The sequence below is a fragment of the Pseudomonas sp. DWP3-1-2 genome (genome assembly GCF_049896285.1).
In the GTDB taxonomy this organism is placed as follows: domain Bacteria; phylum Pseudomonadota; class Gammaproteobacteria; order Pseudomonadales; family Pseudomonadaceae; genus Aquipseudomonas.
On record NZ_JAFCTZ010000015.1, the window covers coordinates 29498 to 54732 of the forward strand.

General features: G+C 59.9%; 27 protein-coding genes. 15 read left to right on the forward strand and 12 right to left on the reverse strand.

Going from position 1 to position 25235, the window contains the following annotated elements; all coding sequences use genetic code 11:
• Nucleotides 1–11: 11 nt before the first annotated feature.
• The 6 genes from ACP7B0_RS22130 to lptM are packed head-to-tail and all read right to left on the reverse strand — an operon-like array spanning nucleotide 12 to nucleotide 4581.
• Nucleotides 12–704: an HAD family hydrolase gene (locus ACP7B0_RS22130; RefSeq protein ID WP_426143822.1), complete on the reverse strand. Its 693-nt coding sequence runs from the start codon at nucleotides 702–704 to the stop codon at nucleotides 12–14.
• A complete protein-coding gene (gene xerC, locus ACP7B0_RS22135) occupies nucleotides 697–1596 on the reverse strand; it encodes a tyrosine recombinase XerC (protein WP_426143823.1) in 900 nt (299 codons plus the stop codon). The genes ACP7B0_RS22130 and xerC overlap by 8 nt, the downstream gene beginning before the upstream one ends.
• Complete coding sequence (locus tag ACP7B0_RS22140; RefSeq protein WP_426143824.1) at nucleotides 1596–2330, reverse strand: DUF484 family protein; 735 nt, start codon at nucleotides 2328–2330, stop codon at nucleotides 1596–1598. Before ACP7B0_RS22140 ends, xerC begins: the two co-directional genes overlap by 1 nt.
• 13 nt (nucleotides 2331–2343) lie before the next feature.
• Nucleotides 2344–3174, reverse strand: a complete 831-nt coding sequence (dapF, locus tag ACP7B0_RS22145; protein WP_426143825.1) for a diaminopimelate epimerase — start codon at nucleotides 3172–3174, stop codon at nucleotides 2344–2346.
• A 3-nt stretch (nucleotides 3175–3177) separates the two neighbouring features.
• Nucleotides 3178–4425 (reverse strand): diaminopimelate decarboxylase, encoded by a 1248-nt coding sequence (gene lysA, locus ACP7B0_RS22150; RefSeq protein ID WP_426143826.1) that lies wholly within the window; start codon nucleotides 4423–4425, stop codon nucleotides 3178–3180.
• Nucleotides 4426–4434: 9 nt separating this feature from the next.
• A complete protein-coding gene (gene lptM / locus ACP7B0_RS22155; RefSeq protein WP_426143828.1) occupies nucleotides 4435–4581 on the reverse strand; it encodes an LPS translocon maturation chaperone LptM in 147 nt (48 codons plus the stop codon).
• Nucleotides 4582–4819: 238 nt separating this feature from the next.
• Between lptM and cyaY the strand changes: the two genes are divergently transcribed.
• From cyaY to rnk, 3 genes are all read left to right on the forward strand, one after another.
• Complete coding sequence (cyaY, locus tag ACP7B0_RS22160; RefSeq protein ID WP_426143829.1) at nucleotides 4820–5152, forward strand: iron donor protein CyaY; 333 nt, start codon at nucleotides 4820–4822, stop codon at nucleotides 5150–5152.
• Nucleotides 5153–5154: 2 nt separating this feature from the next.
• Nucleotides 5155–5406 carry a DUF1289 domain-containing protein gene (locus ACP7B0_RS22165; protein ID WP_426143830.1) on the forward strand — a complete coding sequence of 84 codons (252 nt, stop codon included), beginning with the start codon at nucleotides 5155–5157 and terminating at the stop codon, nucleotides 5404–5406.
• 137 nt (nucleotides 5407–5543) lie between these two features.
• Nucleotides 5544–5954, forward strand: a complete 411-nt coding sequence (gene rnk / locus ACP7B0_RS22170) for a nucleoside diphosphate kinase regulator (RefSeq protein WP_426143832.1) — start codon at nucleotides 5544–5546, stop codon at nucleotides 5952–5954.
• Between the two features lie 232 nt (nucleotides 5955–6186).
• On the opposite strand, the gene ACP7B0_RS22175 is transcribed toward rnk, so the two are convergent.
• From ACP7B0_RS22175 to ACP7B0_RS22185, 3 genes are all read right to left on the reverse strand, one after another.
• The gene (locus ACP7B0_RS22175) at nucleotides 6187–9033 is read right to left on the reverse strand and encodes a class I adenylate cyclase (protein ID WP_426143834.1); all 2847 of its coding nucleotides are present in this window, start codon (nucleotides 9031–9033) and stop codon (nucleotides 6187–6189) included.
• A 193-nt stretch (nucleotides 9034–9226) separates the two neighbouring features.
• A complete protein-coding gene (locus ACP7B0_RS22180; RefSeq protein ID WP_426143835.1) occupies nucleotides 9227–9475 on the reverse strand; it encodes a TIGR02647 family protein in 249 nt (82 codons plus the stop codon).
• 213 nt (nucleotides 9476–9688) lie between these two features.
• On the reverse strand, nucleotides 9689–9964 hold the full coding sequence (locus tag ACP7B0_RS22185) for a hypothetical protein (RefSeq protein WP_426143836.1): 276 nt from the start codon (nucleotides 9962–9964) through the stop codon (nucleotides 9689–9691).
• A 201-nt stretch (nucleotides 9965–10165) separates the two neighbouring features.
• Between ACP7B0_RS22185 and ACP7B0_RS22190 the strand changes: the two genes are divergently transcribed.
• On the forward strand, nucleotides 10166–10852 hold the full coding sequence (locus tag ACP7B0_RS22190) for a glutathione S-transferase family protein (protein WP_426143838.1): 687 nt from the start codon (nucleotides 10166–10168) through the stop codon (nucleotides 10850–10852).
• 214 nt (nucleotides 10853–11066) lie between these two features.
• Here the strand turns inward: ACP7B0_RS22190 and argH are convergent, their stop codons facing one another.
• Nucleotides 11067–12461 carry an argininosuccinate lyase gene (gene argH, locus ACP7B0_RS22195; protein ID WP_426143840.1) on the reverse strand — a complete coding sequence of 465 codons (1395 nt, stop codon included), beginning with the start codon at nucleotides 12459–12461 and terminating at the stop codon, nucleotides 11067–11069.
• A 131-nt stretch (nucleotides 12462–12592) separates the two neighbouring features.
• Between argH and ACP7B0_RS22200 the strand changes: the two genes are divergently transcribed.
• The 8 genes from ACP7B0_RS22200 (at nucleotide 12593) to rsd (ending at nucleotide 20310) form a co-directional block, all read left to right on the forward strand.
• Nucleotides 12593–13675: a sensor histidine kinase gene (locus ACP7B0_RS22200; protein ID WP_426143841.1), complete on the forward strand. Its 1083-nt coding sequence runs from the start codon at nucleotides 12593–12595 to the stop codon at nucleotides 13673–13675.
• A complete protein-coding gene (locus ACP7B0_RS22205) occupies nucleotides 13672–14418 on the forward strand; it encodes a LytR/AlgR family response regulator transcription factor (RefSeq protein ID WP_426143842.1) in 747 nt (248 codons plus the stop codon). Before ACP7B0_RS22200 ends, ACP7B0_RS22205 begins: the two co-directional genes overlap by 4 nt.
• 340 nt (nucleotides 14419–14758) lie before the next feature.
• A complete protein-coding gene (gene hemC / locus ACP7B0_RS22210; RefSeq protein WP_426143843.1) occupies nucleotides 14759–15700 on the forward strand; it encodes a hydroxymethylbilane synthase in 942 nt (313 codons plus the stop codon).
• Nucleotides 15697–16473: a uroporphyrinogen-III synthase gene (locus ACP7B0_RS22215; protein WP_426143844.1), complete on the forward strand. Its 777-nt coding sequence runs from the start codon at nucleotides 15697–15699 to the stop codon at nucleotides 16471–16473. The genes hemC and ACP7B0_RS22215 overlap by 4 nt, the downstream gene beginning before the upstream one ends.
• Nucleotides 16474–16524: 51 nt before the next feature.
• On the forward strand, nucleotides 16525–17673 hold the full coding sequence (locus tag ACP7B0_RS22220; protein WP_426143845.1) for a uroporphyrinogen-III C-methyltransferase: 1149 nt from the start codon (nucleotides 16525–16527) through the stop codon (nucleotides 17671–17673).
• On the forward strand, nucleotides 17670–18914 hold the full coding sequence (locus ACP7B0_RS22225; RefSeq protein WP_426143846.1) for a heme biosynthesis protein HemY: 1245 nt from the start codon (nucleotides 17670–17672) through the stop codon (nucleotides 18912–18914). The genes ACP7B0_RS22220 and ACP7B0_RS22225 overlap by 4 nt, the downstream gene beginning before the upstream one ends.
• A 229-nt stretch (nucleotides 18915–19143) precedes the next feature.
• Nucleotides 19144–19671: a disulfide bond formation protein B gene (locus ACP7B0_RS22230; protein ID WP_426143847.1), complete on the forward strand. Its 528-nt coding sequence runs from the start codon at nucleotides 19144–19146 to the stop codon at nucleotides 19669–19671.
• Nucleotides 19672–19845: 174 nt separating this feature from the next.
• Nucleotides 19846–20310 (forward strand): sigma D regulator, encoded by a 465-nt coding sequence (rsd, locus tag ACP7B0_RS22235; RefSeq protein WP_426143848.1) that lies wholly within the window; start codon nucleotides 19846–19848, stop codon nucleotides 20308–20310.
• 98 nt (nucleotides 20311–20408) lie between these two features.
• On the opposite strand, the gene ACP7B0_RS22240 is transcribed toward rsd, so the two are convergent.
• Nucleotides 20409–21086: an FKBP-type peptidyl-prolyl cis-trans isomerase gene (locus ACP7B0_RS22240; protein ID WP_426143850.1), complete on the reverse strand. Its 678-nt coding sequence runs from the start codon at nucleotides 21084–21086 to the stop codon at nucleotides 20409–20411.
• 217 nt (nucleotides 21087–21303) lie between these two features.
• Here ACP7B0_RS22240 and ACP7B0_RS22245 point away from each other — a divergent pair, with 217 nt between their 5' ends.
• Nucleotides 21304–22155, forward strand: a complete 852-nt coding sequence (locus ACP7B0_RS22245) for an AlgP family protein (RefSeq protein WP_426143851.1) — start codon at nucleotides 21304–21306, stop codon at nucleotides 22153–22155.
• Here ACP7B0_RS22245 and ACP7B0_RS22250 read toward each other — a convergent pair.
• Nucleotides 22152–22616 carry a TIGR02444 family protein gene (locus ACP7B0_RS22250; RefSeq protein WP_426143853.1) on the reverse strand — a complete coding sequence of 155 codons (465 nt, stop codon included), beginning with the start codon at nucleotides 22614–22616 and terminating at the stop codon, nucleotides 22152–22154. The two genes, ACP7B0_RS22245 and ACP7B0_RS22250, sit on opposite strands and share 4 nt — an antisense overlap.
• Nucleotides 22617–22662: 46 nt before the next feature.
• Here ACP7B0_RS22250 and ACP7B0_RS22255 point away from each other — a divergent pair, with 46 nt between their 5' ends.
• Together ACP7B0_RS22255 and ACP7B0_RS22260 are read left to right on the forward strand one after the other, a co-directional pair.
• Entirely contained in the window at nucleotides 22663–24573 is a 1911-nt protein-coding gene (locus ACP7B0_RS22255; protein WP_426143854.1) for an ATP-binding cassette domain-containing protein, read from the forward strand.
• Between the two features lie 16 nt (nucleotides 24574–24589).
• Nucleotides 24590–25180: a mechanosensitive ion channel family protein gene (locus ACP7B0_RS22260; protein WP_426143855.1), complete on the forward strand. Its 591-nt coding sequence runs from the start codon at nucleotides 24590–24592 to the stop codon at nucleotides 25178–25180.
• The last annotated feature ends 55 nt before the right edge of the window (nucleotides 25181–25235 follow it).

The following is a 25235-nucleotide window of genomic DNA, read 5'->3' on the forward strand; positions in this document are numbered from 1 at the left end:
TGAAAAAACCGCTACGCCCAACCTCGCAACACATCCGGCAATTGCGTCAGGCTGGTGATTTCGGCATCGGGCGCTCTTTCGGCTTCCCAGGGTTTGCCCTGCGGGTTGTACCAGATGGCGCGCATGCCAGCCTGTTGGGCGCCGGCGATGTCATCGCCGGGGTGATCGCCTATGTGCACGGCGTGCGCCGGATCCGCATTGCCGCGCTTGAGCGCCTCCCTGAAAGGGGCAGGATCAGGCTTGCCGATGCCCAGATCTTCGGCACACAGCGCAAAGGCGAAATAGTCAGCCAGCCCCAGTCGGCGCACATCGGCATTGCCGTTGGTGATCACGCCCAGCGTGAAGGTCTTGGCCAGAATTTCCAGGGTGGGATGCACTTCAGGAAAGATCTGCACCTGATGCCGACCGTGCAGAAACACCTCAAAACTCTTGTCAGCCAGATCCTGCGCCACATCATGGGCATAGCCCGCGTCTTGCAGTGCATGGAACAGCACCCGACGCCGCAAGGCGCTGATGCGGTGTTTCAGCGTCGGATCGTCCGCAAGCAACCGAGTGCGAATCTCCCATAGATGCTCGACGGGCACGGGCCCCAGCTTAGGCGCGTTGTCGGCCAGCCAGTCACGCAAGGTGGCCTCGGCGCTGACGATGGCCGGGGCGGTATCCCACAACGTGTCATCGAGATCGAAGGTGATCAGCTTAATCATGGTCAGAACCTTTGCGTTTGGCCCGTGGATGGGCGCTGTCGTACACCGTCGCCAGATGCTGGAAATCCAGGTGCGTGTAGATCTGCGTGGTTTTGATGTCGGCGTGGCCCAGCAGTTCTTGTACGGCGCGTAAATCCTGGGACGATTCCAGCAGATGACTGGCAAAGGAATGGCGCAGCATGTGGGGATGCAGGTTTTGCCCCAGTTCACGCTCGCCCACCAGTTTGACCCGCTTCTGAATGGCGCGTGGCCCCAGACGGCGGCCTTGCTGACTGATGAAAACGGCGTCGTCCTCGGGGTTGGCCAGGGCGCGCAGGGCGATCCAGGCTTGCAGCGCGTCGCGGGCTTTACGGCCCACCGGCAGGACTCGCGTCTTGCTGCCCTTGCCGAGCACCTGAACCAGGCCCTCGCTGAGGTCCAGTTGCTCCATGTTCAGCCCCGTAAGCTCGGACAAACGCAGGCCCGAGGAGTAGAACAACTCCAGAATCGCCTGATCGCGATGGGCCAGAAAATCATCTTCGATGCCGCCATCGAGCAATTGCAGGGCCCGGTCGGTATCCAGGGTCTTGGGCAGCCGACGTTCACCCTTGGGCGGCGACAGGCCATTGGCCGGGTCGTGCTCGCAGAGGCCTTCGCGATTGAGGTAGTGATAAAGCCCGCGCACCGCCGATAACAGGCGCGACAGGCTGCGCGATGACTGGCCTTGCTGGTGCTGGCGGGCGATCAGGCTGCGCAGGTGCTGAATGTCCAGCGCTGCCCAACTGACGATTTTTTCCTTCTCGCAGAAGGCCAGCACTTTATTCAGGTCCCGGCGGTAGGCTTCCAGGGTATGAGGCGACACTTGGCGCTCACTGCGCAGGTGAGTGCAGTAAGCGTCCAGCTGTCGCTCCACTAGCGGACCGAGCGCAAGGCGTGAGTGAAGCGCGGCAGCAAACGCCCCAGCACGTCGGCGATGTAGTTGAGGAACAAGGTGCCGACCGAACTTTTGTAATGCTGCGGATCGCGACTGCCAATGGCCAGTACGCCATGCAGCCCCAGATGATTCAACGTCACAAGGGCCGTCGAACCGACTTCCTTGCTCTGCTCAGCCCCGAACAGAAACGCCAGCTCATGCTCACGCAACGCGCCACACACGGTTTTTTCCCCGATCAGGCCGCCGATGGCTTTTTGCGCGTCAGCCACCGTGACCCAGCGCCCGACCGGCATTGGGTTGTCGCTGAACAGAATCAGGCTGACGAAAGGCACCCCGAACTCCTGACGCAGGCTGTCTTCCACGGCGATGACGATTTCTTCGAGGCTGGCGGCGTCCATCAACGCCAGGTTCAGGCGACGGGTCTTGTCGAACAGACGGTCATTGTCCCGCGCCACGTCCATAAGCTGCGACAAGCGATGACGCATCTCGATATTGCGCTCGCGCAGCAGCTTGAGCTGGCGTTCGACCAACGAAACCGTGTCGCCGCGCTGATGCGGGATGCGCATCGACACCAGCAGTTCGTCATGCTCGGCAAAGAAATCGGGATGGTCGAGCAGGTAAGCGATGATCGCCTCTGCTTCAGTGTTGGGCGCAGCGGTCTCGGCAGGCGATTGGCCGGGCGTGTCGATTGAAGTCTGAGGCGTGTCGGTCATCGCATTTGCTCACTTAAAGACGAACTTGGCCTTCGAAAACCCGAACAGCGGGGCCGGTCATCATCACCGGATACCCAGGCCCGGCCCATTCGATGGACAGGCGCCCGCCCGGCAGGTCGATCAACAAGGGCGAATCCATCCAACCTTGGGTGATGGCCGCAACCGCGGCGGCACAGGCACCGGTGCCACAGGCCTGGGTTTCCCCGGCTCCGCGCTCCCAGACCCGCAACTGCGCTCGCTGACGATCCACAACATGCAAAAAGCCGACGTTCACCCGAGCCGGAAAACGGGGGTGATGCTCGATTTTCGGCCCCAGTTCGTGCACCGGGGCGTTGTTGATGTCGTCAACACGCAACACGGCATGGGGATTACCCATCGACACAGCGGCGATCTCAACGGTTTGGCCGTCCACATCAAGGCTGTAGCTCAAGGCTTGCTCGACGGCCTGAAACGGAATCTCTTCCGGAATCAGCCTGGGCGGCCCCATGTCGACGCTGATCTGGCCATCATTGCGGATATCCAGCTCAATAATGCCGCTTTTGGTCTCGACCTTGATCTGCCGCTTGGCGGTCAGGCGTTTATCCAGCACGAAACGGGCGAAGCAGCGCGCACCATTGCCGCACTGTTCGACTTCCGAACCGTCCGAATTGAAGATCCGGTAACGAAAATCCACGTCCGGGTTGGTCGGGGTTTCCACCAGCAACAACTGATCGAAGCCCACGCCCGTGTGCCGGTCGCCCCATTGCTTGGCATGCTTGGGCAAAATGTGCGCGTGCTGACTCACAAGGTCCAGAACCATGAAGTCGTTGCCCAGGCCGTGCATCTTGGTAAAACGCAGCAGCATGGTTTACTCCGGCAGCAGGCTTTCGCCAGCAAACAGCTCAGCCACGGTTTCGCGACGGCGTACTTCGAAAGCCTGCGTGTCATCGACCAATACTTCAGCCGCGCGGCCGCGGGTGTTGTAGTTCGAACTCATCACAAAACCGTAAGCGCCTGCCGAATGCACCGCAAGCAGATCACCTTCAGCCAGCGCCAGCTCGCGGCCTTTGGCCAGGAAGTCACCGGTTTCGCAGATCGGGCCGACAATATCGTAGGTGCGTGGCGCGGCATCGCGCGGGCGAACAGCGGTCACGTCCATCCAGGCCTGGTACAGCGCAGGGCGGATCAGGTCGTTCATGGCCGCATCGACGATGGCGAAATCCTTGTGCTCGGTGTGCTTGAGGTACTCGACCCGGGTCAACAGCACGCCTGCATTGGCGACGATGAACCGGCCCGGTTCGAAGACCAGCGACAGGTCGCGGCCTTCAAGACGCTCACGCACGGCCTTGATGTAATCCGACGCCAGCGGCGGCTCTTCGTCGCGATAACGCACGCCAAGCCCGCCACCCAGATCGATATGACGCAAGTGAATGCCGCAATCACCCAGGCGATCAACCAGCGCGAGCAGGCGATCCAGCGCATCGATGAAGGGTTCCAGCGTGGTCAGTTGCGAGCCGATATGGCAATCGACGCCGACGACTTCCAGATTCGGCAGCTGCGCGGCGCGGATGTACACGTCTTCGGCGTCCGCAATGGCGATGCCGAATTTGTTTTCTTTAAGACCGGTGGAAATGTACGGGTGCGTGCCCGCATCGACGTCCGGGTTGACGCGCAGCGAGATCGGCGCACGAACATTCAGTTCGGCGGCGACCACTTGCAGACGCTCAAGCTCATCGGTGGACTCGACGTTGAAGCAGTGCACGCCGACTTCCAGGGCGCGACGCATGTCTTCGCGGGTCTTGCCGACACCGGAAAACACGATCTTGTCGGCCTGACCGCCAGCGGCCAGCACACGCTCCAGCTCGCCACGGGAAACAATATCGAAACCGGCACCTATCCGCGCCAGGACATTGAGCACGCCCAGGTTGGAGTTGGCCTTGACCGCAAAACACACAAGGTGCGGCATGCCGCTCAGCGCGTCGGCGTAGGCCCGGTATTGCGCTTCTATGTGCGCACGGGAGTAGACGTAGGTCGGCGTGCCGAAACGCTCGGCAATGGCAGACAACGCAACTCCCTCCGCGAACAGCTCACCGTCGCGGTAGTTGAAGGCGTCCATGTAATTCCCTTAAAGAGGCTTATGCGATTGCGACTTGGCTTGTTCGTCTGGAGATTTAGTGTCGTCAGGCATATACAACGGGCCTTTTTGACCACAGGCGGTAACAAGACAAGCAACCGCGACAAGCGCAGCAAGCGAAGAGATCAGGCGCTTCATGGCGAAATCCTTTGAAAAAGCAGTAATTGCGCCCGAGTATACCGGCCACCCAGCGCCTTGCCTACGTGGCGGGCTTCCCGTCCGGCGGGGGTTTGACGCAGCTTGGGCCGGTTTTTGTCAGGCGTTCGGATTATTGGCGTCTACTCGGCGCGCTGAGCGGGTAAGCTTTGCATTTACGTTTGAGCGACCGTATCTTGCGTCGCTGCGCTGTCAGTAGACATTTTTCGAGGTTCACGCAATGAGTTTGACCGAAGCCCGCTTTCACGATCTGGTCGATGCCACCCAGCAGTCGCTGGAAGATATTTTCGATGAGAGTGATCTGGATCTGGACCTGGAAAACTCGGCTGGCGTGCTCACCGTCAAGTTCGAAAATGGCACCCAACTGATCTTCAGCCGCCAGGAACCCCTGCGCCAGCTATGGCTTGCGGCACGCTCCGGTGGCTTTCACTTCGACTACGACGAAGATGAAAGCCGCTGGGTCTGCGACTCCAGCGACGAGCTGTTGAGCGAAATGCTGGCACGCATCACCCTTGAACAGGGGGGCGTCGAGCTCGACTTCGACGAGATCTGATCGTGACGGATACAGCTACAGCCGCACCGGTTCGGGCGCCTAAACCGCTCTACAGTAACGTCAGCCCGGCCGTGGCTTCGCCCTGCATCAGCCTGTGCCGACTGGATGAGCAGAAAGTCTGCCTGGGTTGTTTTCGCCACGTCGAAGACATCCGCGAGTGGCGCTCGGCGGACGATGAGCGTCGTCGGCAGATTTGCGCGGGCGCCCAGGCGCGCCGGGTAATGGCTGACGCAAGTCAAACTGCCGCAGGCTAGCCATCCCGTCAGGTTGTGTATTTATTCGTCTGTGTTAGTGTCCAGACATGCTTCACTCATAGAAGCTTGTCCTGAAACCCCGCCGAATCCGGTGGGGTTTTGTTTTATGTCGCGTAGAAAAAAGGAGTCTGCCTCCCATGAGCACCGCACCTTCCATCATTCTCACCCGTCTCGACGTGCAGCGCCTGGAACAGCTGATCGAAAGCCTGGACGAAGGCACGCCGGGCGTCGAAGCGCTGCAAGCCGAACTGGACCGCGCCGAACAGGTCGTTGGCCACGATGAAGTACCTGCCGGTGTCGTGACCATGAACTCACGGGTGCATTGCCGCGAAGAAATCAGCGGCAAGGATTACCACCTGACACTGGTCTACCCGAAAGACGCTGGCGCCGAAGGCACCGTTTCCGTGCTCGCCCCGGTGGGCACTGCCTTGCTGGGCCTGCAAGTCGGCCAACACATCGACTGGCCAGCCCCCGGCGGCAAAACCCTCAAGCTCACGCTGCTGGCCGTGGAATATCAGCCGGAAGCGGCAGGTGAGTACGATCAGTAATCCCGATCGCTGGCGCTGAAACAAAAAGCCGTTTTGTCCTGGCAAATTAAAAGCCGTCCCCGACCACAGTCTCCCCTCCGTTGGAGCGAGCGGACGGCCGAACGCAGGTATTGCGCAGTGGGGAACCCGGCAAAGGTGCCGGGTATACCGGCGATTCCGCCCCCTGCAACAGCGTATCTACAGGCATTGATTGTGTAGGAGCTCCCGAGCAACGCGAGGCAGCGATAGCGGGTCAGGCGCTTTCCATCGCGTCATTGAGCGACTTTTCCAGATCAGCCTTGTAGCGCAGGTAAAGGATGCTTTGCCCGTGATCGTCGCCCAGCAGACCTGACAGATCGAGGTCGGTGATGTAGCAGCGATAGCGCTGCGTTTCATGGCGTCGGGACAGGATTTTTCGTGCCACGGCACTGAACACCTGATCACCATATTCCAGCTCGGAGAATTCATTGTTGTTGCAGTACAGCGTGACGCTGACCTGCCCCGGCGAGGCTTCTTCGACAATGGCCTGCACGTCATAAAAGGGTTTGTCCGACGCCGTGGGCGCAGGGCGCGGTTCGATACGGCGGCCACGTCCCGGCCCGGAGGGCACTATCTGGTAGTACAGGGTTTCCAGAGCTGTCAGCGCCAGCGCATTGTCCAGCGGCAGGAGGGCGCCCCGGCGATAGACCAGCGAATGAAAAAACCGCTGCAATGGCAGCAGCAGGCTCGACTCGTCGTGATAAGGCAGGCGCTGGTGCCAGAGCGCGTTATGTTCATCGAGCACATAAACGTCCGCATCAGGCTCGTTGAGGCGGTAAAACACCTGAATGCACTCGGGTTGGCCGTGGGGCAGGAGCAGCGAAAGATCGTGTTCGTCCAGTGCATGGGGGTCCAGGTGTAACGGGCTGTAGCGCGGCAGCTCTTCGCCCAGGTACTCGAACAGGCCAGACAAGCTGTTGATCACCACATGCCTGACCTGGCCGGGCACCATTTCCAGCACGTGATACTGCTGCTGCACCTGAATCAGGTAGCGATGATTCAGGCGCCGGGCCAATAGCAACCGTGCGGTAGCCACCAGCTCTTCAACACGCTGCGCAATCGCCGGCGCGCGATTGTGGCAGAAGCAACGCACCCGCACCGTGGGTTGCACCGGCCCTTCAGGCAGGTTGCTCAGCAGCTCGCTGAGACAGTCGAGCAACGCATACGGGCCGTCAAAACGGCTGAAGAAGATTTCGTTCCAGCTGTTGACGGTGATCTGGTCCAGCGTCAGCACCAGATTTTCCCGCACTCCCGCATAGCTCAGGGAATCAGTACGCTCGGTGGTCATCAGGATATTCAGGTCCCGATGGTGCTTGAGCGGATCGACACCCACGTTGACCAGCAACAGGATATCGGCGGGAATACTGGCCTTGAGCAGACGCTCTTCGCTCACCACCTCCAGCGGCACAGGAATCGTTTGCTGCAGCGCGCCCAGCAGGTTGAACAACTCGAATTCCGTCAGGTCGCTCGTGCCGGGATGCAGGGCGAGTCGGGTGGTGGTGTCGATGACGTTGTTGCGATGACACCAGGTCAGCAGCTCGAGCAGTTCACGGCAACGCTTGATCGGCGAGAAATTCTGCCAGTCATGGGCCGCCAGGTTGCCGTTGTACAGCGCCCATTGGGTTTTCCCCGGCTCACGCTTGTTGGGGGACTGCACCAGCGTCAGGGTATCTTCGGCCAGATCCGGGGCGATGCCGGGATTGATGAATTCAACCTTGCCCGCCTTGCGCTCAAAGGCTGCATACAGGCGACGACCCAACACATTCAGGTCGCGGGCATTGATCGAACTGGCGATTTTTTGCGTGCGGGCGAAGTGGGTCAGGAAGCGATAGCTGTAGTTGAGTTCGTTGACCAGCGCACGGCGTTCGTGGGCGACCTGACGCACTTTCCACTGGCTGCGACTGTCGAGCAAGACCAGTTGGCGCTCATCCCAACCCCATTCCACCGTCAAACGCTCAAGCAATGCACGTTGCCAGCCGGTGCTGCGCAAGCGTGAAGCGCCGGTCAGTTTCTTGTTCACCTTCAGGTACAGACTGCGGCGCACCAACTCCAGGCGCTCAAACTCTCCGCGATCAGTCAGGTATTCCTCGATCCGGCGATACACCACCATATAGGGGTCCATCTCATCCAGATCCAGCTGATTGGCAAAGACCGCATGCTTGAAGCACATACTCAGGCATTGCACCCGCGGATGCTCGCTGGCGTACACCTCGGTCAGCAGCAACTTGAGCACCGACTTGTAAGGCGATTCGATGCCCTTGAACAACTGCCACAGCCCGGCGCCGATGAACTCCCCCGGGGGAATCCGCGCCATATTGCCCAGATCCAGGATGTCTTCTTCGCGGATGAAGCGCTTGGACAGCAGGGTGTGGGTGTATTCGGCGTAACGCTGCTCTTCGTAAGTCGGGACCAGCCACCACAACGGCGTGCGCCCGGCGAGCCAGATGGCGGTGCGATAGAACTCATCGAGCAACAGGTAGTGCTGGGTGGTGCCGCAGTCTTCGGAACTGAGTTGCGCATCGCGCTCACCCAGCACAAAGCGTTGTGGGTCGATCAGGAAAAAATGCGCCTCGGCACCCTGGCTGTCGGCCCAGTCTTCCAGCATCTGGCATTTCTTGCGCAGCTCCTGGATCGCTTCGGCGGGCAAGCCTGGCTCGTGGCACACCCAGACATCCATATCGCTTTGCTCAGCCTGAGCCAGCGTCCCGAGGCTGCCCATTAAAAACAGCCCTAGAATCGGTTCGGGTGCATTGGCGCGTCGAGCTTTATAGGAGAACGACCGGGTCAGGCGTTGCGCTTCGGCCAGCGCCAGCGCGCTGGGCTCGTATTGCGAAACCCCCGCAGGCGTACTGCCCGACACATAACCGGGCAGCAGAGGGTGGTTCACATGAAAAAAAAGCGGCAAGAGCGTCAACACCGACTGTTGTCGTGTCGACAGGCCCTCCATGGCGCGGGCAAACCGGCCACTGTTCAGCGTGAGAAAGCGGGCGCGCAGTTGCGCAAGGACCTTGCGGTCGATGCCTTCATCCAGATCGGGACGAATTTCAAAGTTACGCGTCATCGCCATTCAACCGACTGCACAAACGTGTGAGGGTGATCATTGAAAAATGAACGGGAAGGCGGGCAGGAACAGTCTGATAACGAACGCCTTGAGCAAGGCATTATGTTCTGGCGCCAATTCGCTATCGGCAGCAGATTCTATAAATGAAGGGTCCGTCAGGGCTTTATTGATGGCTGGCGGACCCTCTTGGCGATTAAGCGGCTTGTTTGGATACGTTCAGGATCGTCAGCAAGGACTGCGCATGCTCAGCGGCTTCAAGTCCCAGGCTTGTCAGATAGCCCCCATCGACCTGGGTCGTCAGTCCTTTTTCGAAGAGTCTTTGGGCAGCGGCAATGGCAGTCGGGGCGGCCACGTGATGGACTTTGAGCCCTTCAAGGGTATTGCCCAGATTGAACAGTGCGAGGATTTCCAGTTCGGCAACCAACTCAGGGGTATACGACATAGGTGCTCCAGACTTTTCTAGTGATACGCCGCGCTGGCGGGCGGGCTCTCTGGAATCGACATGTCGGTGCAGCGTTTGTCGGTTCTGGATGACCGCTAAAGCCGGCTTGGCGTGACAGCCCCGTATGGTTTCAGTGGCAGCGGGGCATGTGCAGTGTAGACACAGTCTGAATTTTTTGCAGCGCCTATCTTTTCGACTATCAATCGAGCCGAATCACGCCTCTGGCGGCAATTCAGGCAGGGCACGCAGCGCCTGCTCGTACCATTGAGTGTCAAACGGACGATCGGCCTTGAGCAGTGCGTCGATCTCTACAGCCAGCACATGGGCCATCAGCTGCAGGATTTCTTCACGCTCGTACCCCACCAGCGTCAACTTGTTGAACGTGGCCTTGGCGGCGGGCGGGTTGTCGCTTTCGATCTGATTCTCGATGGCCTCGATCAGGGTCGATTCAGCAAATTCTTCTTCGTCATTGTCGATGGCGTCAGTCATGGCGTGCTCCTCGGAAAAGGCCGTCAGTTTACTCACATTGATCGCCTGCGTAATTCCCAAGCGTGGGAAACCTTGAAGGAGTGTTCTGTCAGCAGCTTCTGAATTTTCCGTGGGTCCGCGTAGCCAGCGGCGCGGGACGCTGCAAATCATTAAAATCTATAATGTTCAATGAGTTATAAACAAAGTGGCCAGGAGGCTTGAATGCTGAAACTCTATGGATTTGCCGCAAGTAACTACTTCAACATGGTCAAGCTCGCACTGCTGGAGAAGCAGCTGCCCTTTGACATGATCCCCATACACGGCTGCCAGAACCCGGAAATTCTTGCCATAAGCGCCCGGGGCAAGGTGCCGATTCTGGAAACCGACAAGGGGTTTATCAGTGAGACCGACGTTATCCTCAGGTACCTGGAAGACGTCTACCCGACCCACCCTTTAGTGCCCGCCGACCCGTACGAACGTGCGCAGGTCTGGACCCTTGCCAAGGAAATCGAGCTGTATATCGAACTGCCAGCGCGTTCCTGTTACGTCGAAGTCATTTTCGGCGGCAGACCGACACCCGAAGCACTGAAAGCCAAAGCGGGCCGCGACTTGCTCAAGGGTTTCGCAGCCTTGAAGCAACGGGCACAATTCAGCCCTTACGTGGCCGGGACGAGTTTTACGGTGGCGGATCTGTATTTTCTGTACAGCGTCGACCTGGCCAGACTGGTGGGCAAGCAGCTGTTTGCTACGGATTATCTGGAGGACATGCCCTGCGCACGGGCATTGCTGGCGCGCCTGGCGCAAAACCCCCACGTACAACGCATCGCCCTCGACAAGGACGCTGAATTCCCCGCCTTTCTGGAAAGGGTAAGGCCTCGGGATAGGGCTCGGGAAGTACAAAACGAATAGGAGCGGATTCCTTCGCAAGCCCTATATTCCGGGCCACTGAGTCTGGAATTGGTGCTCGTACCCGTGGGACCGGCTTCAGCCGGGAAGGGGTATTTCAGACGATGCAGATGCAGCGAACGCCCTGGCCTCTTCCCGGCTGAAGCCGGTTCTACAGTGTGATGTCGGTCTTCGCGGGTCAATCCGCCCCTACAGGGCAGTTACGTCCACGCCGTAATCAGCGCGCAGCCAACAACGCCTGACCAAGGGCCACCGCCGCTTTCACCTGGGCCGGCGCGGTCCCGCCGATGTGATTACGCGCGTTGACCGAACCTTCCAGCGTCAGCACGGCAAATACATCCTGTTCGATCTGATTGCTGAATTGACGCAGCTCTTCCAGGCTCATTTCCGCCAGGTCCTTGCCGCTCTCCACGCCGTATTTCACCGCGTGACCGACAATTTCGTGGCAATCACGGAATGGCAGGCCGCGACGAACCAGATAATCGGCCAGATCCGTTGCCGTGGAGAAACCACGCAGCGCCGCTTCACGCATGATGGCGTGCTTGGGCTTGATCGCCGGGATCATGTCGGCAAACGCCCGCAGCGAATCGCGCAGGGTATCGGCGGCATCGAACAGCGGCTCCTTGTCTTCCTGATTGTCCTTGTTGTAGGCCAGCGGCTGGCCTTTCATCAAGGTCAACAGCCCCATCAAGGCACCGAATACGCGGCCGCTCTTGCCACGAACCAGCTCGGGAACGTCCGGGTTTTTCTTCTGCGGCATGATGGAACTGCCGGTGCAGAAACGGTCGGGCAAGTCGATGAACTGGAATTGAGCGCTGGTCCACAGCACCAGCTCTTCGGAGAAACGCGACAGGTGCATCATCGCGATGCTCGCGGCGGAGCAGAACTCGATGGCGAAGTCGCGATCCGACACGCTGTCCAGCGAGTTGCCGCCCACGACGTCAAAGCCCAGCAGCTTGCAGGTCAGTTCGCGGTCGATCGGGTACGTGGTGCCCGCCAGCGCAGCGCTGCCCAGCGGCATGCGGTTCAAGCGCTTGCGGCAATCCACGAGACGCTCGTAATCGCGGCTCAGCATTTCAAACCAGGCCAGCATATGGTGACCGAACGTCACGGGCTGCGCGGTCTGCAGGTGCGTAAAGCCCGGCATGATGGTCTCGGCTTCACGCTCGGCCTGACCCAGCAGGCCCTGTTGCAAGCGGGTGATTTCGCTCAGGATCAGGTCGATTTCATCGCGCAGCCACAACCGGATATCAGTGGCGACCTGATCGTTACGGCTGCGTCCGGTGTGCAGTTTTTTACCGGTCACGCCGATGCGGTCAGTCAGGCGTGCCTCGATGTTCATGTGCACATCTTCCAGATCCACGCGCCAGTCGAAACTGCCCGCTTCGATCTCAGCCTGGATGCTGTTCAAGCCGTCGACGATGGTGTCGCGCTCGGCGTCGGTGAGAACGCCGACCTTGGCCAGCATCGTTGCATGGGCAATGGAGCCCATGATGTCGTGGCGATAAAGGCGCTGGTCGAAAGTGACGGAGGCGGTGAAGCGCGCGACGAAGGCGTCGACGGGTTCACTGAAGCGGCCGCCCCAGGACTGGTTGGTCTTGTCGGTGCTCATGGATTCGCTCGTTGATCTGCTGAAAGGGGCGTGCCCGCCAGGAATCGCCGGGCGCACGCGATAATAGCAGGTTGCAGTTTTTTATTGCGGTGCGGCTTGCCGCTGAAGGCAGCAACGTTGAGACTGAGCCGATGCGAAACGACCCCCTGAAGCGCCGCCAGCCTGACGATCAAGGCAAAGAATTCTTTCTGCCTGAACTGTGCCTGCCTCAAGCATTGCTGGTACTTGTGCTGCTCGCGGAACTGCTGGTGCTCGTGCTGGTGTTGGTCGAACCCATGCGCACCGGTTTCGACTGGGTACGCCTGGCCCTGATGTCGCTGTTCGTACAATGGATCGTTTTGCTGTCCGCCGCCCTGTTATGCGGCTTGCGCCCATGGCTGGCACGCTTGCCACCGGGCATGGCGGGGCTGGTGGGATGCCTGCTGGTGGTGGCGTTGACCCTGGCGTGCACCGCGGTCACGGACATCTGCCAGTTGAGCGGCAAGCTCAATCCTGGCGGGATGATCGAGCGCTATCTGCGCTATGGTTTGATCGCGCTGATCATGTCGGCCTTGATGCTGCGTTATTTCTATCTGCAAAGTCAGTGGCGCAAACAGCAGCAGGGCGAATTGCGCGCCCGGATCGAATCGCTTCAGGCCCGTATCCGTCCGCATTTTCTTTTCAATACACTCAACAGCATTGCCAGCCTCGTGGCAACCCAACCTGCCAAAGCGGAGCAGGCGGTGCTGGACCTGTCGGACCTGTTCCGGGCGAGTCTCGCCAAGCCGGGCAGCCTGGTCACCTGGCGCGATGAGCTGGAATTGGCTAAACGATATTTATCAATTGAGCAATATCGTCTTGGCGAGCGTCTACAGTTGGACTGGGCGGTAAGCGCAATTCCGGACGATTTGCCGATTCCCCAGCTAACCTTGCAGCCATTACTGGAAAACGCTTTGCTTTACGGGATCGCACCACGCATTGAAGGTGGTGTCATAAAGGTTGAAGCAGACTATAAAAAGGGAGAGTTCATATTGTGTGTCAGCAATCCCTATGACGAAGTTGCCACCCGGCAGACTTCCAACGGTACTCAACAGGCCCTGGTAAACATCGGTGCACGCATTACGGCACTTTTTGGCCCACACGCCAGTCTGAGCGTGGAGCGCCGTGACGGTCGTCACTTCACCTGTCTACGCTATCCTTGTGCGAGACTCACGCAGGAAGCCAGAGCAATATGAATGTCCTGATCGTTGATGACGAACCCCTGGCCCGCGAACGACTGAGCCGATTGGTCAGCGAAATCGAGGGTTACCGGGTATTGGAACCAAGCGCCTCTAACGGCGAAGAAGCCTTGTCGCTGATCGACAGCCTCAAGCCGGATATCGTGTTGCTCGATATCCGCATGCCGGGAATCGATGGTCTGCAAGTCGCTGCAAAATTGTGCGAGCGCGAAACCCCGCCCGCAGTCGTCTTTTGTACTGCGCACGACGAGTTTGCCCTTGATGCTTTCCAGGTCAGCGCTGTTGGCTACCTGGTCAAGCCCGTACGCCCCGAGCATCTGGTGGAAGCGCTGCGAAAAGCCGAGCGCCCCAACCGTGTGCAACTGGCGGCCATGACCCGCCCTGCCGCCGAAAGCGGCAATGGTCCACGCAGCCATATCAGCGCCCGGACCCGTAAAGGCATTGAACTGATCCCTCTGGATCAGGTGATCTTTTTCATCGCGGATCACAAATACGTCACCCTGCGTCACGAGGGAGGGGAGGTATTGCTGGACGAACCGCTGAAGGCCCTGGAAGACGAATTCGGTGACCGCTTCGTGCGCATCCACCGCAACGCGCTGGTGGCCCGCGAGCGAATCGAACGCTTGCAGAGAACACCTTTGGGGCATTTTCAGTTGTTCCTCAAGGGTCTCAATGGCGACGCGTTGATCGTCAGCCGTCGGCATGTGGCCGGGGTGCGCAAGATGATGCAGCAGCTTTGACCTGTAGGAGGTCCACCGGGGTCCAGACACCGCTGTGTCGAGCTGCAAACAGCTGACATGTGGGACCCGATTTATCCGGGAAGACGGCATTGCCTGCGATGAAAATGCAGCAGATGTACCGGCCTCTTCCCGGCTAAAGCCGGTCCCACGATCCTGATCAGCTCAGAGGATTATGGGGCACGCGCGAGGCACGGGTAGCTGACTCACACCACTTCGCCAGCAAGTTTTCGCCCCAGTATTTTGATCAGGATCAACCTCCTCAGCGGTCTTTGCACACAGCGCTGAGCCGTTTTGCCTGAGCTGTTATTATCCGTGGCAACCATCAAGTACGGATCGATTCATGTCCCTTCGCGAAATTCGCATTGCCACTCGCAAAAGTGCGCTGGCCCTATGGCAGGCCGAATACGTCAAAGCCCGGCTGGAGCAGGCTCACCCGGGCTTGATCGTCACGCTGGTGCCCATGGTCAGCCGTGGCGACAAATTGCTCGATTCCCCCCTGTCGAAAATCGGCGGCAAAGGTCTGTTCGTCAAAGAGCTCGAGACGGCCCTGCTGGAAAACACAGCCGATATCGCCGTGCATTCCATGAAAGACGTGCCGATGGACTTCCCGCCAGGCCTGGGCCTGTTCTGCATCTGCGAACGTGAAGATCCCCGCGATGCGTTCGTCTCCAACAACTTCGACAGCCTCGACGTGCTGCCCACTGGCAGTATTGTCGGCACGTCGAGCCTGCGGCGTCAGGCGCAGCTGTTGGCCCGGCGACCGGATCTGACCATCCACTTCCTGCGTGGCAACGTCAATACGCGCCTGGCCAAGCTCGATGCCGGCGAATATGACGCAATCATTCTTGCTGCGGCTGGCCTGATTCGCCTCGGCTTCGAAAACCGGATCACGAGCAGCATCAGCGTCGATGACAGCCTGCCTGCCGGTGGTCAAGGCGCAGTCGGCATCGAATGCCGCAGCGCTGACGCCGAAATCCACGCCTTGCTCGCGCCGCTGCACCACGATGACACCGCCGTGCGGGTCATTGCCGAGCGTTCGTTGAACAAACACCTCAACGGCGGTTGCCAGGTGCCCATCGCATGTTATGCGGTGCTCGAAGGCGATTCGATCTGGTTGCGCGGCCTGGTGGGCGATCCTTCCGGCAAGTCGCTGCTGCGCGCCGAAGCCCGTGCCCCGCAGGCACACGCCCAGGCTTTGGGTGTAGAGGTCGCCGAGGCATTGCTGGCTCAGGGCGCGGCGGACATCCTCAAGGCGGTCTACGGCGAGGCGGCTCAGGAATGAATGGCTGGCGGCTGCTGCTGACCCGGCCCGTCGATGAATCTGCAGCGCTGGCCCAGGTGCTCGCGGATGTCGGCATCTTCAGCAGCAGCCTGCCACTCCTTGAAATCGAGCCAGTCCCCCTCACGGCGGCTCACCGCGGCTTGATTGCGCACCTTGATCACTTCAACGCCGTCATCGTCGTCAGCAAACCCGCAGCACGCCTGGGTCTGGCATTGCTGGACCAAAGCTGGCCGGTGCCGCCGACACAGCCGTGGTTCACCGTTGGCGAAGGCACGGCGCAACTGTTGCGGGACCACTATCTGGACGTGAGCTGGCCCGCACAAGGCGATGACAGCGAAGCCCTGCTCAAGCTCCCCAAACTGCAACAAGCCGTGGCCTTGCCGGGAAGTCGTGTGTTAATCATGCGGGGCGAAGAAGGTCGAGAACTTTTGGCCGAGCGTTTACGGCAACTGGGTGCTAGTGTCGACTATCTACCGCTGTATCGTCGCAAGCTGCCGCTCTACCCGCCCTCGACGCTGGCGGAGCGCGTCAAAGCGGAACGCTTGAACGCGCTGGTGGTCAGCAGTGGACAGGGTTTTGAACACTTGCGTCAGTTAGCGGGCCAAGCCTGGCCTGAACTGGCGCAAATGCCGCTATTTGTACCGAGCCCTCGCGTCGCTGAACTGGCGCGGCTTGCCGGGGCTCGAACAGTTGTGAACTGCCGTGGCGCAAACGCTGCGGCCTTGCTGACGGCGTTGCGGGAACAACCCGGACCCGTTATTCAGATGCCTTGATCGACTTGCTTGTCGTTTAGTCGATTACGCCCTAATGCAAAGGATGGATACGTGAGCGAAACAGTCTTGCCCAAAGATGACTCCGAACCGGTGCTGGTCAACGCCACGCCGACACCCGACCCGACTGACCCGAAACGTTCTGGCAGCCGCAGCAATGGTTTGGTGATCGTGGCTTTACTGTTTGGCGTGGCGGGCGTGGCCGTGGCCGGTTGGGGCGTATGGCAGTTGCGGGCGGTTCAGGCCAGCCATCAAGTGCAACGCACGCAAATGCTGGACCTCGCCTCCCAGACGCAAACGCTGCAACAACACGAACAGCAGCTCTCGCTGCAACTGGCCCAGCTCCCCGGCGCCGAAGAACTCGAGGAGCGCCGTCGCCTGGTTTCGCAATTGCAGGGCGATCAGCAGCGATTGAGCCAGCGTCTGGAAACCGTACTGGGTGCCAGCCGCAAGGACTGGCGCCTGGCTGAAGCCGAACATCTGTTGCGTCTGGCCAGCCTGCGCCTCTCGGCCTTGCAGGACATCACCAGCGCACAGGCCCTGGTACAGGGCGCCGATGAAATCCTTCGCGAACAGGACGACCCCGGTTCCTTCGCGGCCCGGGATCAATTAGCCAAGAGCCTCGCGGCGCTGCGCAGCATCGACCAACCGGATCGCACCGGCCTGTTCCTGCAACTGGCCGCACTGCGCGATCAGGTCGAACAGCTCAACGAACTGGCACCGGAGTACAAGGACAACGGCGAATCCCTGCTAGGGCTGACAACCGGCGACAATCAAGACAGTCGCTGGGCACAGTGGTGGGATCAGATCTCCCGGTACATCCGCATCGACTTCAATGCCGACAAGAATGTACGCCCGTTGTTGGCCGGGCAGAGTCTGGTTCAGGTTCGTCTGGCGTTGAGTCTGGCGCTGGAGCAGGCGCAATGGGCCGCACTCAACGGCCAGCCGCAGGTTTACGCACGGGCAGTGGCTGAAGCGCGGGACGTGTTGCAGACCAACTTCAATCAGGACAACACGCAAGTCAAAATGCTGAACGAGCGCCTGAGTGCGCTGGTCACGCAGCCGGTTGCCGTCATGACACCGGACCTGACGCAGAGCCTGAGCGCCGTGCAGGCCTACCTGGCACGCCGAAACATGGCGACCGATGCACCAACGGATTCGAGCAGCCAGCCTGCTGAAGCCAGGCAGGGGACCAGCCCATGAAGCGCGCCTATATCCTGCTGTTTATCGCCATCGCCATCGCGGCATTGATCGGCGTGGCGGTCGCGGAACATTCCGGATACGTGCTGATTGCGTATCAGAACTTCCGCTATGAATCGAGCCTCTGGGCGACGCTGGGCCTGCTGATCGCCATCTGGCTGGTGATCTACATGGTTCGTACGCTGCTGGGCCTGGTCTTGACCTCTAGTGGCGTGGTGAATCCGTGGTCGCGGCGCAACCGCAGCCGTCGTGTTCAGGTGGCCATCGAGCAAGGTCAGATGGACCTCGCAGAAGGCCGCTGGGCCAGCGCCCAGCGTCATTTGCACCGGGCCGCCGAAGCCGAACCCCAGCCGTTGCAATATTACCTGGGCGCCGCACGTGCGGCCAACGAGCAAGGCAAATACGAAGAATGCGACGGCCTTCTGGAGCGTGCACTGGAGCGTCAGCCCCAGGCGGAGCTGGCGATTGCCTTGAGCCATGCGCAACTGCAGCAGGATCGCGGCGACACGGATGGTGCGTTGAGCACCCTGCAAGTGATGCACGAACGTCATCCGCACAATGCGCAAATCCTGCGCCAGTTGCAGCGCTTGTATCGACAGCGCGGCGAGTGGTCGGCGCTGATCAAGCTGATGCCGGAGTTGCGCAAGGATAAGGTCCTGCCACCCCAGGAACTGGCCGATCTGGAGCGGCGCGCCTGGGGTGAAAACCTCACGCTGGCGGCTTATCGGGAACCGGAAGGTGATGCGGCACTGGCGGGCCTGCCTTCGCTGGACAAGGCCTGGAACGGCCTGTCTTCTTCCCAGCGTCAGGAACCGCAACTGGTGCTGGCCTATGCCGAGCAACTGCGTCGCCTGGGAGCCGATGCCAAAGCCGAGGAAGCGCTGCGCACAGCCCTCAAGCGCCAGTACAACAGCCATTTGGCGCGTCTGTACGGGCTGGTGCGCGGCAGTGATCCGGGCCGCCAACTGCAAACGGCCGAAGGTTGGCTCAAAGAGCACTCCACTGATCCAAGCCTGCTGCTGACACTGGGCCGGCTGTGCCTGCAAAGCAGCCTGTGGGGCAAGGCCCGTGATTATCTGGAGAGCAGCCTGCGCTTGCAGCGCAACCCTGAAACCTGTGCGGAGCTGGCGCGGTTGCTGGGCCAACTGGGCGAAACCGATCGCAGCAATCAGTTATTTCAGGAAGGCCTGGGGTTGCTGGATGAACGCCTTCTGGCGCGTCCGCTCCCGGCATTGGCTGGCTGATTCGGGTCAATAATGACGCGTTGGTCTTAGCGCTACGAAGGCGATTTGTAGGAAATATCTCCAGCAAATCGCCATCGCAGGATTTATCTTTCGAAGGGTTGTATTGAAGCGCTCTTCTTCTGTCAGGAACTCCCCGGCAAAACAGGGAAGTATCCTTACGGCAGCGCCTTGAAAGGGCTGTGCGCTTTCCTCTACCGTAACCGCCTTCGTTTCTTGTTACGGATTTGCCATGCCTCTGGCTCGCACGCGCTCTCTTTTTTTCCTGGCGTTTATCGCATGTGCGCTGATCATCGGCACCGTCGTTTATTTGCAACGTGTGTTCGATCTGACACCTTGCGTGTTATGTGTCTGGCAGCGCTGGGTGTTCCTGATATGCGCGGCTTTGGCCCTCGCTGCGGCCTGGCATGGGCCAGGGCCGAACGGTTGCCGCCGGTATGGTGCACTCATGCTGGTGCTGACCCTGTCCGGCGGCACCATTGCCGGCACCCAGGTCTGGCTGCAAACGGCGACCGCGGACGAGCTTGTACCTGTCATCGCGGCCATCGAACGCAGCCTGGATGCCCTGTTTTTGGGCCATGTCGTCGAGCGGTTACGTTTCGACACCCTCCTGTGCGCCGAGATCAATTGGTCATTGTTTGGCATGACCTTGCCGGAGTGGAGCCTGCTGGCTTTCGTAGGCCTCGCCCTGCTGGCGCTGTACCCGATTTTTCAATCGTCAGGGAAGGTCTCGGGTGCCGAAAGTCGGGCCGAGGATTAAACACTTGTATGAACTTTGTGTCCTGCGTACCTTGATGGGCTAGTCCTGCGGGCATAATCTGGACCGCAAGCGTTTTGAAATTATGCAAATCCTGTGTGCACAGCCTGTCTCCTTCGCTGAGACATCCAAAGGTCGCCGCTAGTCTGCATGCCCCTGAAGGGAAGAGAGAACATCATGCTGGAAAGTTGTCAGAATGCTCAGGAACGCTGGGGTGGGGTCAATACAATGATCGACCGCTGGCTACGAGAACGCCTTGAGCTGATTCGCGTCTACGACGCGCTGGGTGACACGCCGGAGGCCCTGGCGGCTGACCGCGAGGGTCTGCAGAAATTTTGTGAAGTTCTGGTCGACTATGTTTCGGCCGGGCATTTCGAAATTTACGAACAACTCAGCAGTGAAGCCAAGGCATTCAACAACGAACGCGGGCTTGAATTGGCGGAAAAGATTTATCCACGCCTGGAAGTCATCACCGAGCGTGCGCTGGCTTTCAATGACCAGTGCGACAGCGGCGACTGCACCACGGTCACCGACGAGTTCAACAAGCTGGGTGGCTTGCTGCACGAGCGCTTTGAACTGGAAGACTGCCTGATCGAAGTCCTGCACAACTCCCACAAAGAAGTAGTTGCTGCTCAGGCCTGAATCGGTCCGGCGAACGAAGTTGATATTGCCCTGGGGTGCGTTCTGCACCCCTTCGCGTTTCTGGCTGCCGGGGTTTGTACCCTGCTGCCGTGGGTGGGTTAATGGCCGACGGCGACCAGTTCAATCTCAAACACCAGCGGTGTGTACGGATCGATCAAATCCCCGGCGCCCTCTGCACCGTAAGCCTGGTCTGACGGGATGACCAGACGCCATTTGGCACCGACGGGCATGCTCTGCAGCGCGGTGGTCCAGCCGCTGATCACGCTGTCGAGGCGAAACCATTGAGGCTGGCTGCTCTGGTCGAAAATGGTACCGTCCGGAAGACGCCCCACATAACGAACCTCGACGCGCCCGTCGATAGTGGGTTTGGCGCCCGTGCCTGGCGTCAATTCTGTCATCAGGATGCCGTCTGCCAGCTCCTTCACGCCCGGCTTGGCTTTTTCACTGTCCATGAAGCTCCGCTCTGCACTCAAGGCCGCTTCACTTTGCGGCTCCGATAGCCCTGATGCCTCGGCCTGAGCAATCGCAGCGTCATGTTCACTGAGAATCTCATCAATGCGTTCTTTTTTCAGCGCAAGAGGTTTACCTTTGTAAGCCTGCTGCAAACCTTCGATCAAAGCGGGTAGTTCCAGATCAGGCACTTCCTGATGCAAACGCTCACCCAGGCTTGCTCCCAGGCTGTACGCAAGATCGTGGGCATCGCTGGACGCACCGGTTTCCGAGGCCTGAGCCAATGGTAGCAACAAGAATAACGACGTTAACAGGTAGCGTGACATGAATGCTCTCCGGCCTGGGAAGTGAGCGATTATGCCAGCGCAACCGCTTGTGTGTGATGAGACTTGCCAAGTGTTTTTTGCATGACCTCGATCATGGGCACCGCAAGGTTTTTCCGCGAAATGCAACAGGTTGCTTGCAACACTGTCAACATGCGCTAGCGGCGGTGCAGGCAGAGGTCTAGTATGAGCCGCAATTCAGCCATCCAGAGGGTAAATCATGTCGGCCAAAAAGAAGCCAGTAAACACCCCGTTGCATTTACTACAACAGCTTTCGGGCAGCTTGCTCGATCACCTGGAAGATGCGTGTTCTCAAGCGTTGGCTGATGCCGAAAAACTGCTCGCCAAGCTTGAAAAGCAACGCGGTAAAGCTCAGGAAAAGCTGCACAAATCCCGCACCCGACTGCAGGACGCAGCCACTGCCGGTAAAGCCAAGGCACAGGCCAAGGCCAAAAGCGGCGTCGCCGAACTGGAAGAGCTGCTTGATGCGCTCAAGTCCCGTCAGACCGAAACCCGCACCTACATCCTGCAACTCAAACGCGACGCCCAGGAAAGCCTGAAGTTGGCCCAAGGCGTTGGCCGTGTGAAAGAAGCCGTCAGCAAGGCACTGGAAAGCCGTGCGGCGAAGCCAGCGCCTGCCAAGGCAACGGCGACCAAAGCGGTGGCAGCCAAGGCACCCGCACCGGCAGCCAAGCCTGCTGCGAAGGCACCGGCTAAAGCCGCGGCCAAGCCTGCAGCCAAGGCAGCCCCCGCCAAACCTGCAAGCGCCAAGGCACCGGTGAAAACCGCTGCCAAACCGGCTGCAGCCAAACCAGCCGCTGCCAAAGCCCCGGCGGCCAAGCCTGCGGCAAAAGCGCCAGCTGCATCCGCTGCCAAGGCCCCGGTTAAAGCTGCAACCAAGCCAGTCGCCAAAGCTCCTGTCAAAGCCGCTGCAAAACCGGCAGCCGCCAAGCCTGCCACTGCAAAACCGGCAGCGACCAAGCCGGCAACGACCGGCGCAGCGACGCAGGCAACACCCGTAACGCCAGCAGCGCCCGCAACAACCGGCACCACGCCTACCAGCGCTTCCTAAGCCTGGTTAGCCGCGACGCGCAGCACATGCAGCGCGTCGTGGTTCTTGCTGGCGGCTTCGCCCGCCAACAGCGTCAACCAGTCTTCCCGACCCGTTACTCCGGTGGCTGACCAGTCCTGCGTCTGCGCCTGCAACCTCGTTAATAATTCATGCTCGGCCTCAAGCTCCAGCGCTTTGACGCGGGCGCGAAACGAGCCCAGCACAGGGTCTTGCTGTGCTGCACCGCGCCATTGTGTGCGCAACTCCCGAAGCGGGCGCACCACCTCGTCATGCCAAGGCGTCGCCAATTGTCCGATTTGTTGCGCCCGTTGCGGGGTGCACGGCACATCGCGATGCATCAGCCAGACGCCGCATAACAGCGAGCAAACGTTGGCTCCGTTGGCCTGCAAACTCAGGCACGCCTCTTCGATCCCCGGTTTGGCATAGAAATCGAGGGTGAAACTCCAAAGGTCAGCATGCATAGTGATCTACCTGTTTGAGACGAAGCTGGTAGACTCCGCCGCCATTATGATTCGACTTCAAAGCCTTACCTTACAGCGTGGCCCGCAACGTCTGCTAGAAGACGCCGAGCTGACCCTGCACGCCGGTCAGAAAGCCGGCCTGATCGGTGCCAATGGCGCCGGTAAATCCAGCCTGTTCGCGTTGCTTCTGGGTGAATTAACCCCGGATTCCGGCGACTGTCTGCTCCCCGCCGACTGGCGCATCGCCCATATGCGGCAGGAGATCGACACCCTCGACCGCATTGCGGTGGACTACGTGCTCGATGGCGACCTGCGCTTGCGTGAAGTGCAGCGTCTGCTGGCCGAAGCCGAAACGGCTCAGGACGGTGCCGCGCAGGCGCGCATGCACTCGGAGCTGGACAGCGCCGACGGCTACACGGCTGACGCTCGCGCTCGCAAACTGCTGGCCGGATTGGGCTTCACCAATGAGCAGATGGACAAACCCGTAGCCGATTTCTCTGGTGGCTGGCGGATGCGTCTGAACCTGGCGCAAGCCTTGATGTGCCCATCAGACCTGTTGCTGCTCGATGAGCCGACCAACCACTTGGACCTCGACGCCATTCTGTGGCTTGAGGACTGGCTCAAGAGCTATCCCGGCACCTTGCTGCTGATTTCCCACGACCGGGACTTTCTCGATGCCGTGGTCGATCACGTAGCCCACGTCGAGCAGCGCAAGATCACGCTCTATCGCGGTGGCTACAGCGCCTTCGAGCGCGCCCGTGCGGAGCGTCTGGCCCAACAGCAACAGGCGTACGACAAGCAGCAGGCACAGCGCGCGCACATGGAGAAATTCATCGCGCGCTTCAAGGCCCAGGCCACCAAGGCCAAGCAGGCCCAGAGCCGGATCAAGGCTTTGGAGCGGATGGAAGAACTCTCGGCGGCGCACGTTGATTCGCCCTTCGACTTCACCTTCCGCGAGTCCAGCAAAATTTCCAGCCCGCTATTGGATTTGTCCGATGCCCGTCTGGGTTACGGCGATCGTGCGGTGCTGGAAAAGGTCAAGCTGCAACTGACGCCGGGCGCGCGCATTGGCTTGCTCGGGCCGAACGGCGCGGGTAAATCGACGCTGATCAAAAACCTGGCGGGCGAGCTCGAACCGTTGAGCGGGCGACTGGTGCGCGGCGAGAACACGGTAGTGGGTTATTTTGCCCAGCACCAGTTGGACTCGCTGGACGCCAAGGCCAGCCCGTTACTGCACTTGCAGCGCATTGCGCCGACCGAGCGCGAACAGACCCTGCGCGATTTCCTCGGCGGCTTCGACTTCCGTGGCGCACGCTTGGACGAACCGGTCCTGAATTTTTCCGGCGGCGAAAAAGCCCGTCTGGCCCTGGCGCTGATTGCCTGGGAAAAACCCAACCTGCTGCTGCTCGACGAACCCACCAACCACCTGGACCTGGAGATGCGTCTGGCCTTGACCATGGCGCTGCAGGAATTCAGTGGCGCGGTGCTGGTGGTTTCTCACGATCGCCACCTGCTCAAAAGCACGACTGATGATTTCCTGTTGGTGGCTGACGGTCGCGTCCAGGAATTCGACGGCGATCTGGAAGACTACGCACGCTGGCTGGTGGAATATCGCCTGCGCAATGCGCCGGTCAGCAACACGCCGATCAACCTCGACAAGACCGACAAAAAGGCCCAGCGCCAGCAAGCGGCGGCCTTGCGTCAGCAATTGGCGCCGCACAAGAAGCAGGCCGACAAACTGGAGCGCGACCTGGGCTTGCTGCACGAAAAGCTCGCCAAGGTCGAAGCGGCACTGGCTGATAGCGCCAACTACGAGGCCGCCAACAAGGACAAATTGCGCGATCTGCTGGCCGAACAAGCCAGCCTGAAAGTGCGTGAAGCCGAGCTGGAAGAGTCGTGGATGGAGTCTCTGGAGTTGCTGGAGTCCATGCAAGCCGAGCTGGAAGCCTTGTCGTGATGCAGGTTCGCGCATGATGGGCAATTTCACTCTGCCGGTCCCGCCAGACTGGGTCGCACCCATCTGGCTTGGCGTGCAAATCCTGCTGATTCTGATGGCCGGCTACCTGCTGCAACGCCTGGTGGGCCGTTTCCTGACCCGCCTGGGCGAGCGTTATCCGCTGCCACCCGAACTGTTGATGCCATTGCGCGGAGGGTTGCGCTGGCTGATCATGGGCAGCGCGTTCATCTTCGTGTTAGGCCAGCTGGGTGTTTCCGCCACTGTCCTGTGGACCGCCCTGTCAGGCTTTGTCGCCGTGGCCGCCGTGGCGTTCTTCGCCATGTGGAGCGTGCTCTCCAACCTGCTCTGCGCCATCCTGATCTACACCATTGGCCCGTTCCGCATCGGTGATGTGGTGGAGCTGGTCGATACCCTCGACAAGCCCGGCGTCAAAGGTCGCGTGACCGCGATCAACCTGATGTTCACCACCCTCATTGAACAACCCGAAGTCGGCGGTGCACTGGTGCAAGTGCCCAATAGCCAGTTTTTTCAGAAGTCCGTACGGCGTTGGCGCGGCACTGATGCCTTGCCGACGGCATCGGTGACTGAAAAGCCTCTGGCGGACTGACGCCCGCTTCGTGAAGCCTGCGCAACAAACCGCAATAATTTGCTAGTCAATTTTT

What these genes read in the sequence shown, in the direction of transcription:
- ACP7B0_RS22130 (WP_426143822.1), bottom strand. Translation starts at nt 704, where the DNA reads ATGATTAAGCTGATCACCTTCGATCTCGATGACACGTTGTGGGATACC.
- ACP7B0_RS22140 (WP_426143824.1), bottom strand. Translation starts at nt 2,330, where the DNA reads ATGACCGACACGCCTCAGACTTCAATCGACACGCCCGGCCAATCGCCT.
- dapF (WP_426143825.1), bottom strand. Translation starts at nt 3,174, where the DNA reads ATGCTGCTGCGTTTTACCAAGATGCACGGCCTGGGCAACGACTTCATG.
- lysA (WP_426143826.1), bottom strand. Translation starts at nt 4,425, where the DNA reads ATGGACGCCTTCAACTACCGCGACGGTGAGCTGTTCGCGGAGGGAGTT.
- lptM (WP_426143828.1), bottom strand. Translation starts at nt 4,581, where the DNA reads ATGAAGCGCCTGATCTCTTCGCTTGCTGCGCTTGTCGCGGTTGCTTGT.
- cyaY (WP_426143829.1), top strand. Translation starts at nt 4,820, where the DNA reads ATGAGTTTGACCGAAGCCCGCTTTCACGATCTGGTCGATGCCACCCAG.
- rnk (WP_426143832.1), top strand. Translation starts at nt 5,544, where the DNA reads ATGAGCACCGCACCTTCCATCATTCTCACCCGTCTCGACGTGCAGCGC.
- ACP7B0_RS22175 (WP_426143834.1), bottom strand. Translation starts at nt 9,033, where the DNA reads ATGACGCGTAACTTTGAAATTCGTCCCGATCTGGATGAAGGCATCGAC.
- ACP7B0_RS22180 (WP_426143835.1), bottom strand. Translation starts at nt 9,475, where the DNA reads ATGTCGTATACCCCTGAGTTGGTTGCCGAACTGGAAATCCTCGCACTG.
- ACP7B0_RS22185 (WP_426143836.1), bottom strand. Translation starts at nt 9,964, where the DNA reads ATGACTGACGCCATCGACAATGACGAAGAAGAATTTGCTGAATCGACC.
- ACP7B0_RS22190 (WP_426143838.1), top strand. Translation starts at nt 10,166, where the DNA reads ATGCTGAAACTCTATGGATTTGCCGCAAGTAACTACTTCAACATGGTC.
- argH (WP_426143840.1), bottom strand. Translation starts at nt 12,461, where the DNA reads ATGAGCACCGACAAGACCAACCAGTCCTGGGGCGGCCGCTTCAGTGAA.
- ACP7B0_RS22200 (WP_426143841.1), top strand. Translation starts at nt 12,593, where the DNA reads ATGCGAAACGACCCCCTGAAGCGCCGCCAGCCTGACGATCAAGGCAAA.
- ACP7B0_RS22205 (WP_426143842.1), top strand. Translation starts at nt 13,672, where the DNA reads ATGAATGTCCTGATCGTTGATGACGAACCCCTGGCCCGCGAACGACTG.
- hemC (WP_426143843.1), top strand. Translation starts at nt 14,759, where the DNA reads ATGTCCCTTCGCGAAATTCGCATTGCCACTCGCAAAAGTGCGCTGGCC.
- ACP7B0_RS22215 (WP_426143844.1), top strand. Translation starts at nt 15,697, where the DNA reads ATGAATGGCTGGCGGCTGCTGCTGACCCGGCCCGTCGATGAATCTGCA.
- ACP7B0_RS22225 (WP_426143846.1), top strand. Translation starts at nt 17,670, where the DNA reads ATGAAGCGCGCCTATATCCTGCTGTTTATCGCCATCGCCATCGCGGCA.
- ACP7B0_RS22230 (WP_426143847.1), top strand. Translation starts at nt 19,144, where the DNA reads ATGCCTCTGGCTCGCACGCGCTCTCTTTTTTTCCTGGCGTTTATCGCA.
- rsd (WP_426143848.1), top strand. Translation starts at nt 19,846, where the DNA reads ATGCTGGAAAGTTGTCAGAATGCTCAGGAACGCTGGGGTGGGGTCAAT.
- ACP7B0_RS22240 (WP_426143850.1), bottom strand. Translation starts at nt 21,086, where the DNA reads ATGTCACGCTACCTGTTAACGTCGTTATTCTTGTTGCTACCATTGGCT.
- ACP7B0_RS22245 (WP_426143851.1), top strand. Translation starts at nt 21,304, where the DNA reads ATGTCGGCCAAAAAGAAGCCAGTAAACACCCCGTTGCATTTACTACAA.
- ACP7B0_RS22250 (WP_426143853.1), bottom strand. Translation starts at nt 22,616, where the DNA reads ATGCATGCTGACCTTTGGAGTTTCACCCTCGATTTCTATGCCAAACCG.
- ACP7B0_RS22255 (WP_426143854.1), top strand. Translation starts at nt 22,663, where the DNA reads ATGATTCGACTTCAAAGCCTTACCTTACAGCGTGGCCCGCAACGTCTG.
- ACP7B0_RS22260 (WP_426143855.1), top strand. Translation starts at nt 24,590, where the DNA reads ATGGGCAATTTCACTCTGCCGGTCCCGCCAGACTGGGTCGCACCCATC.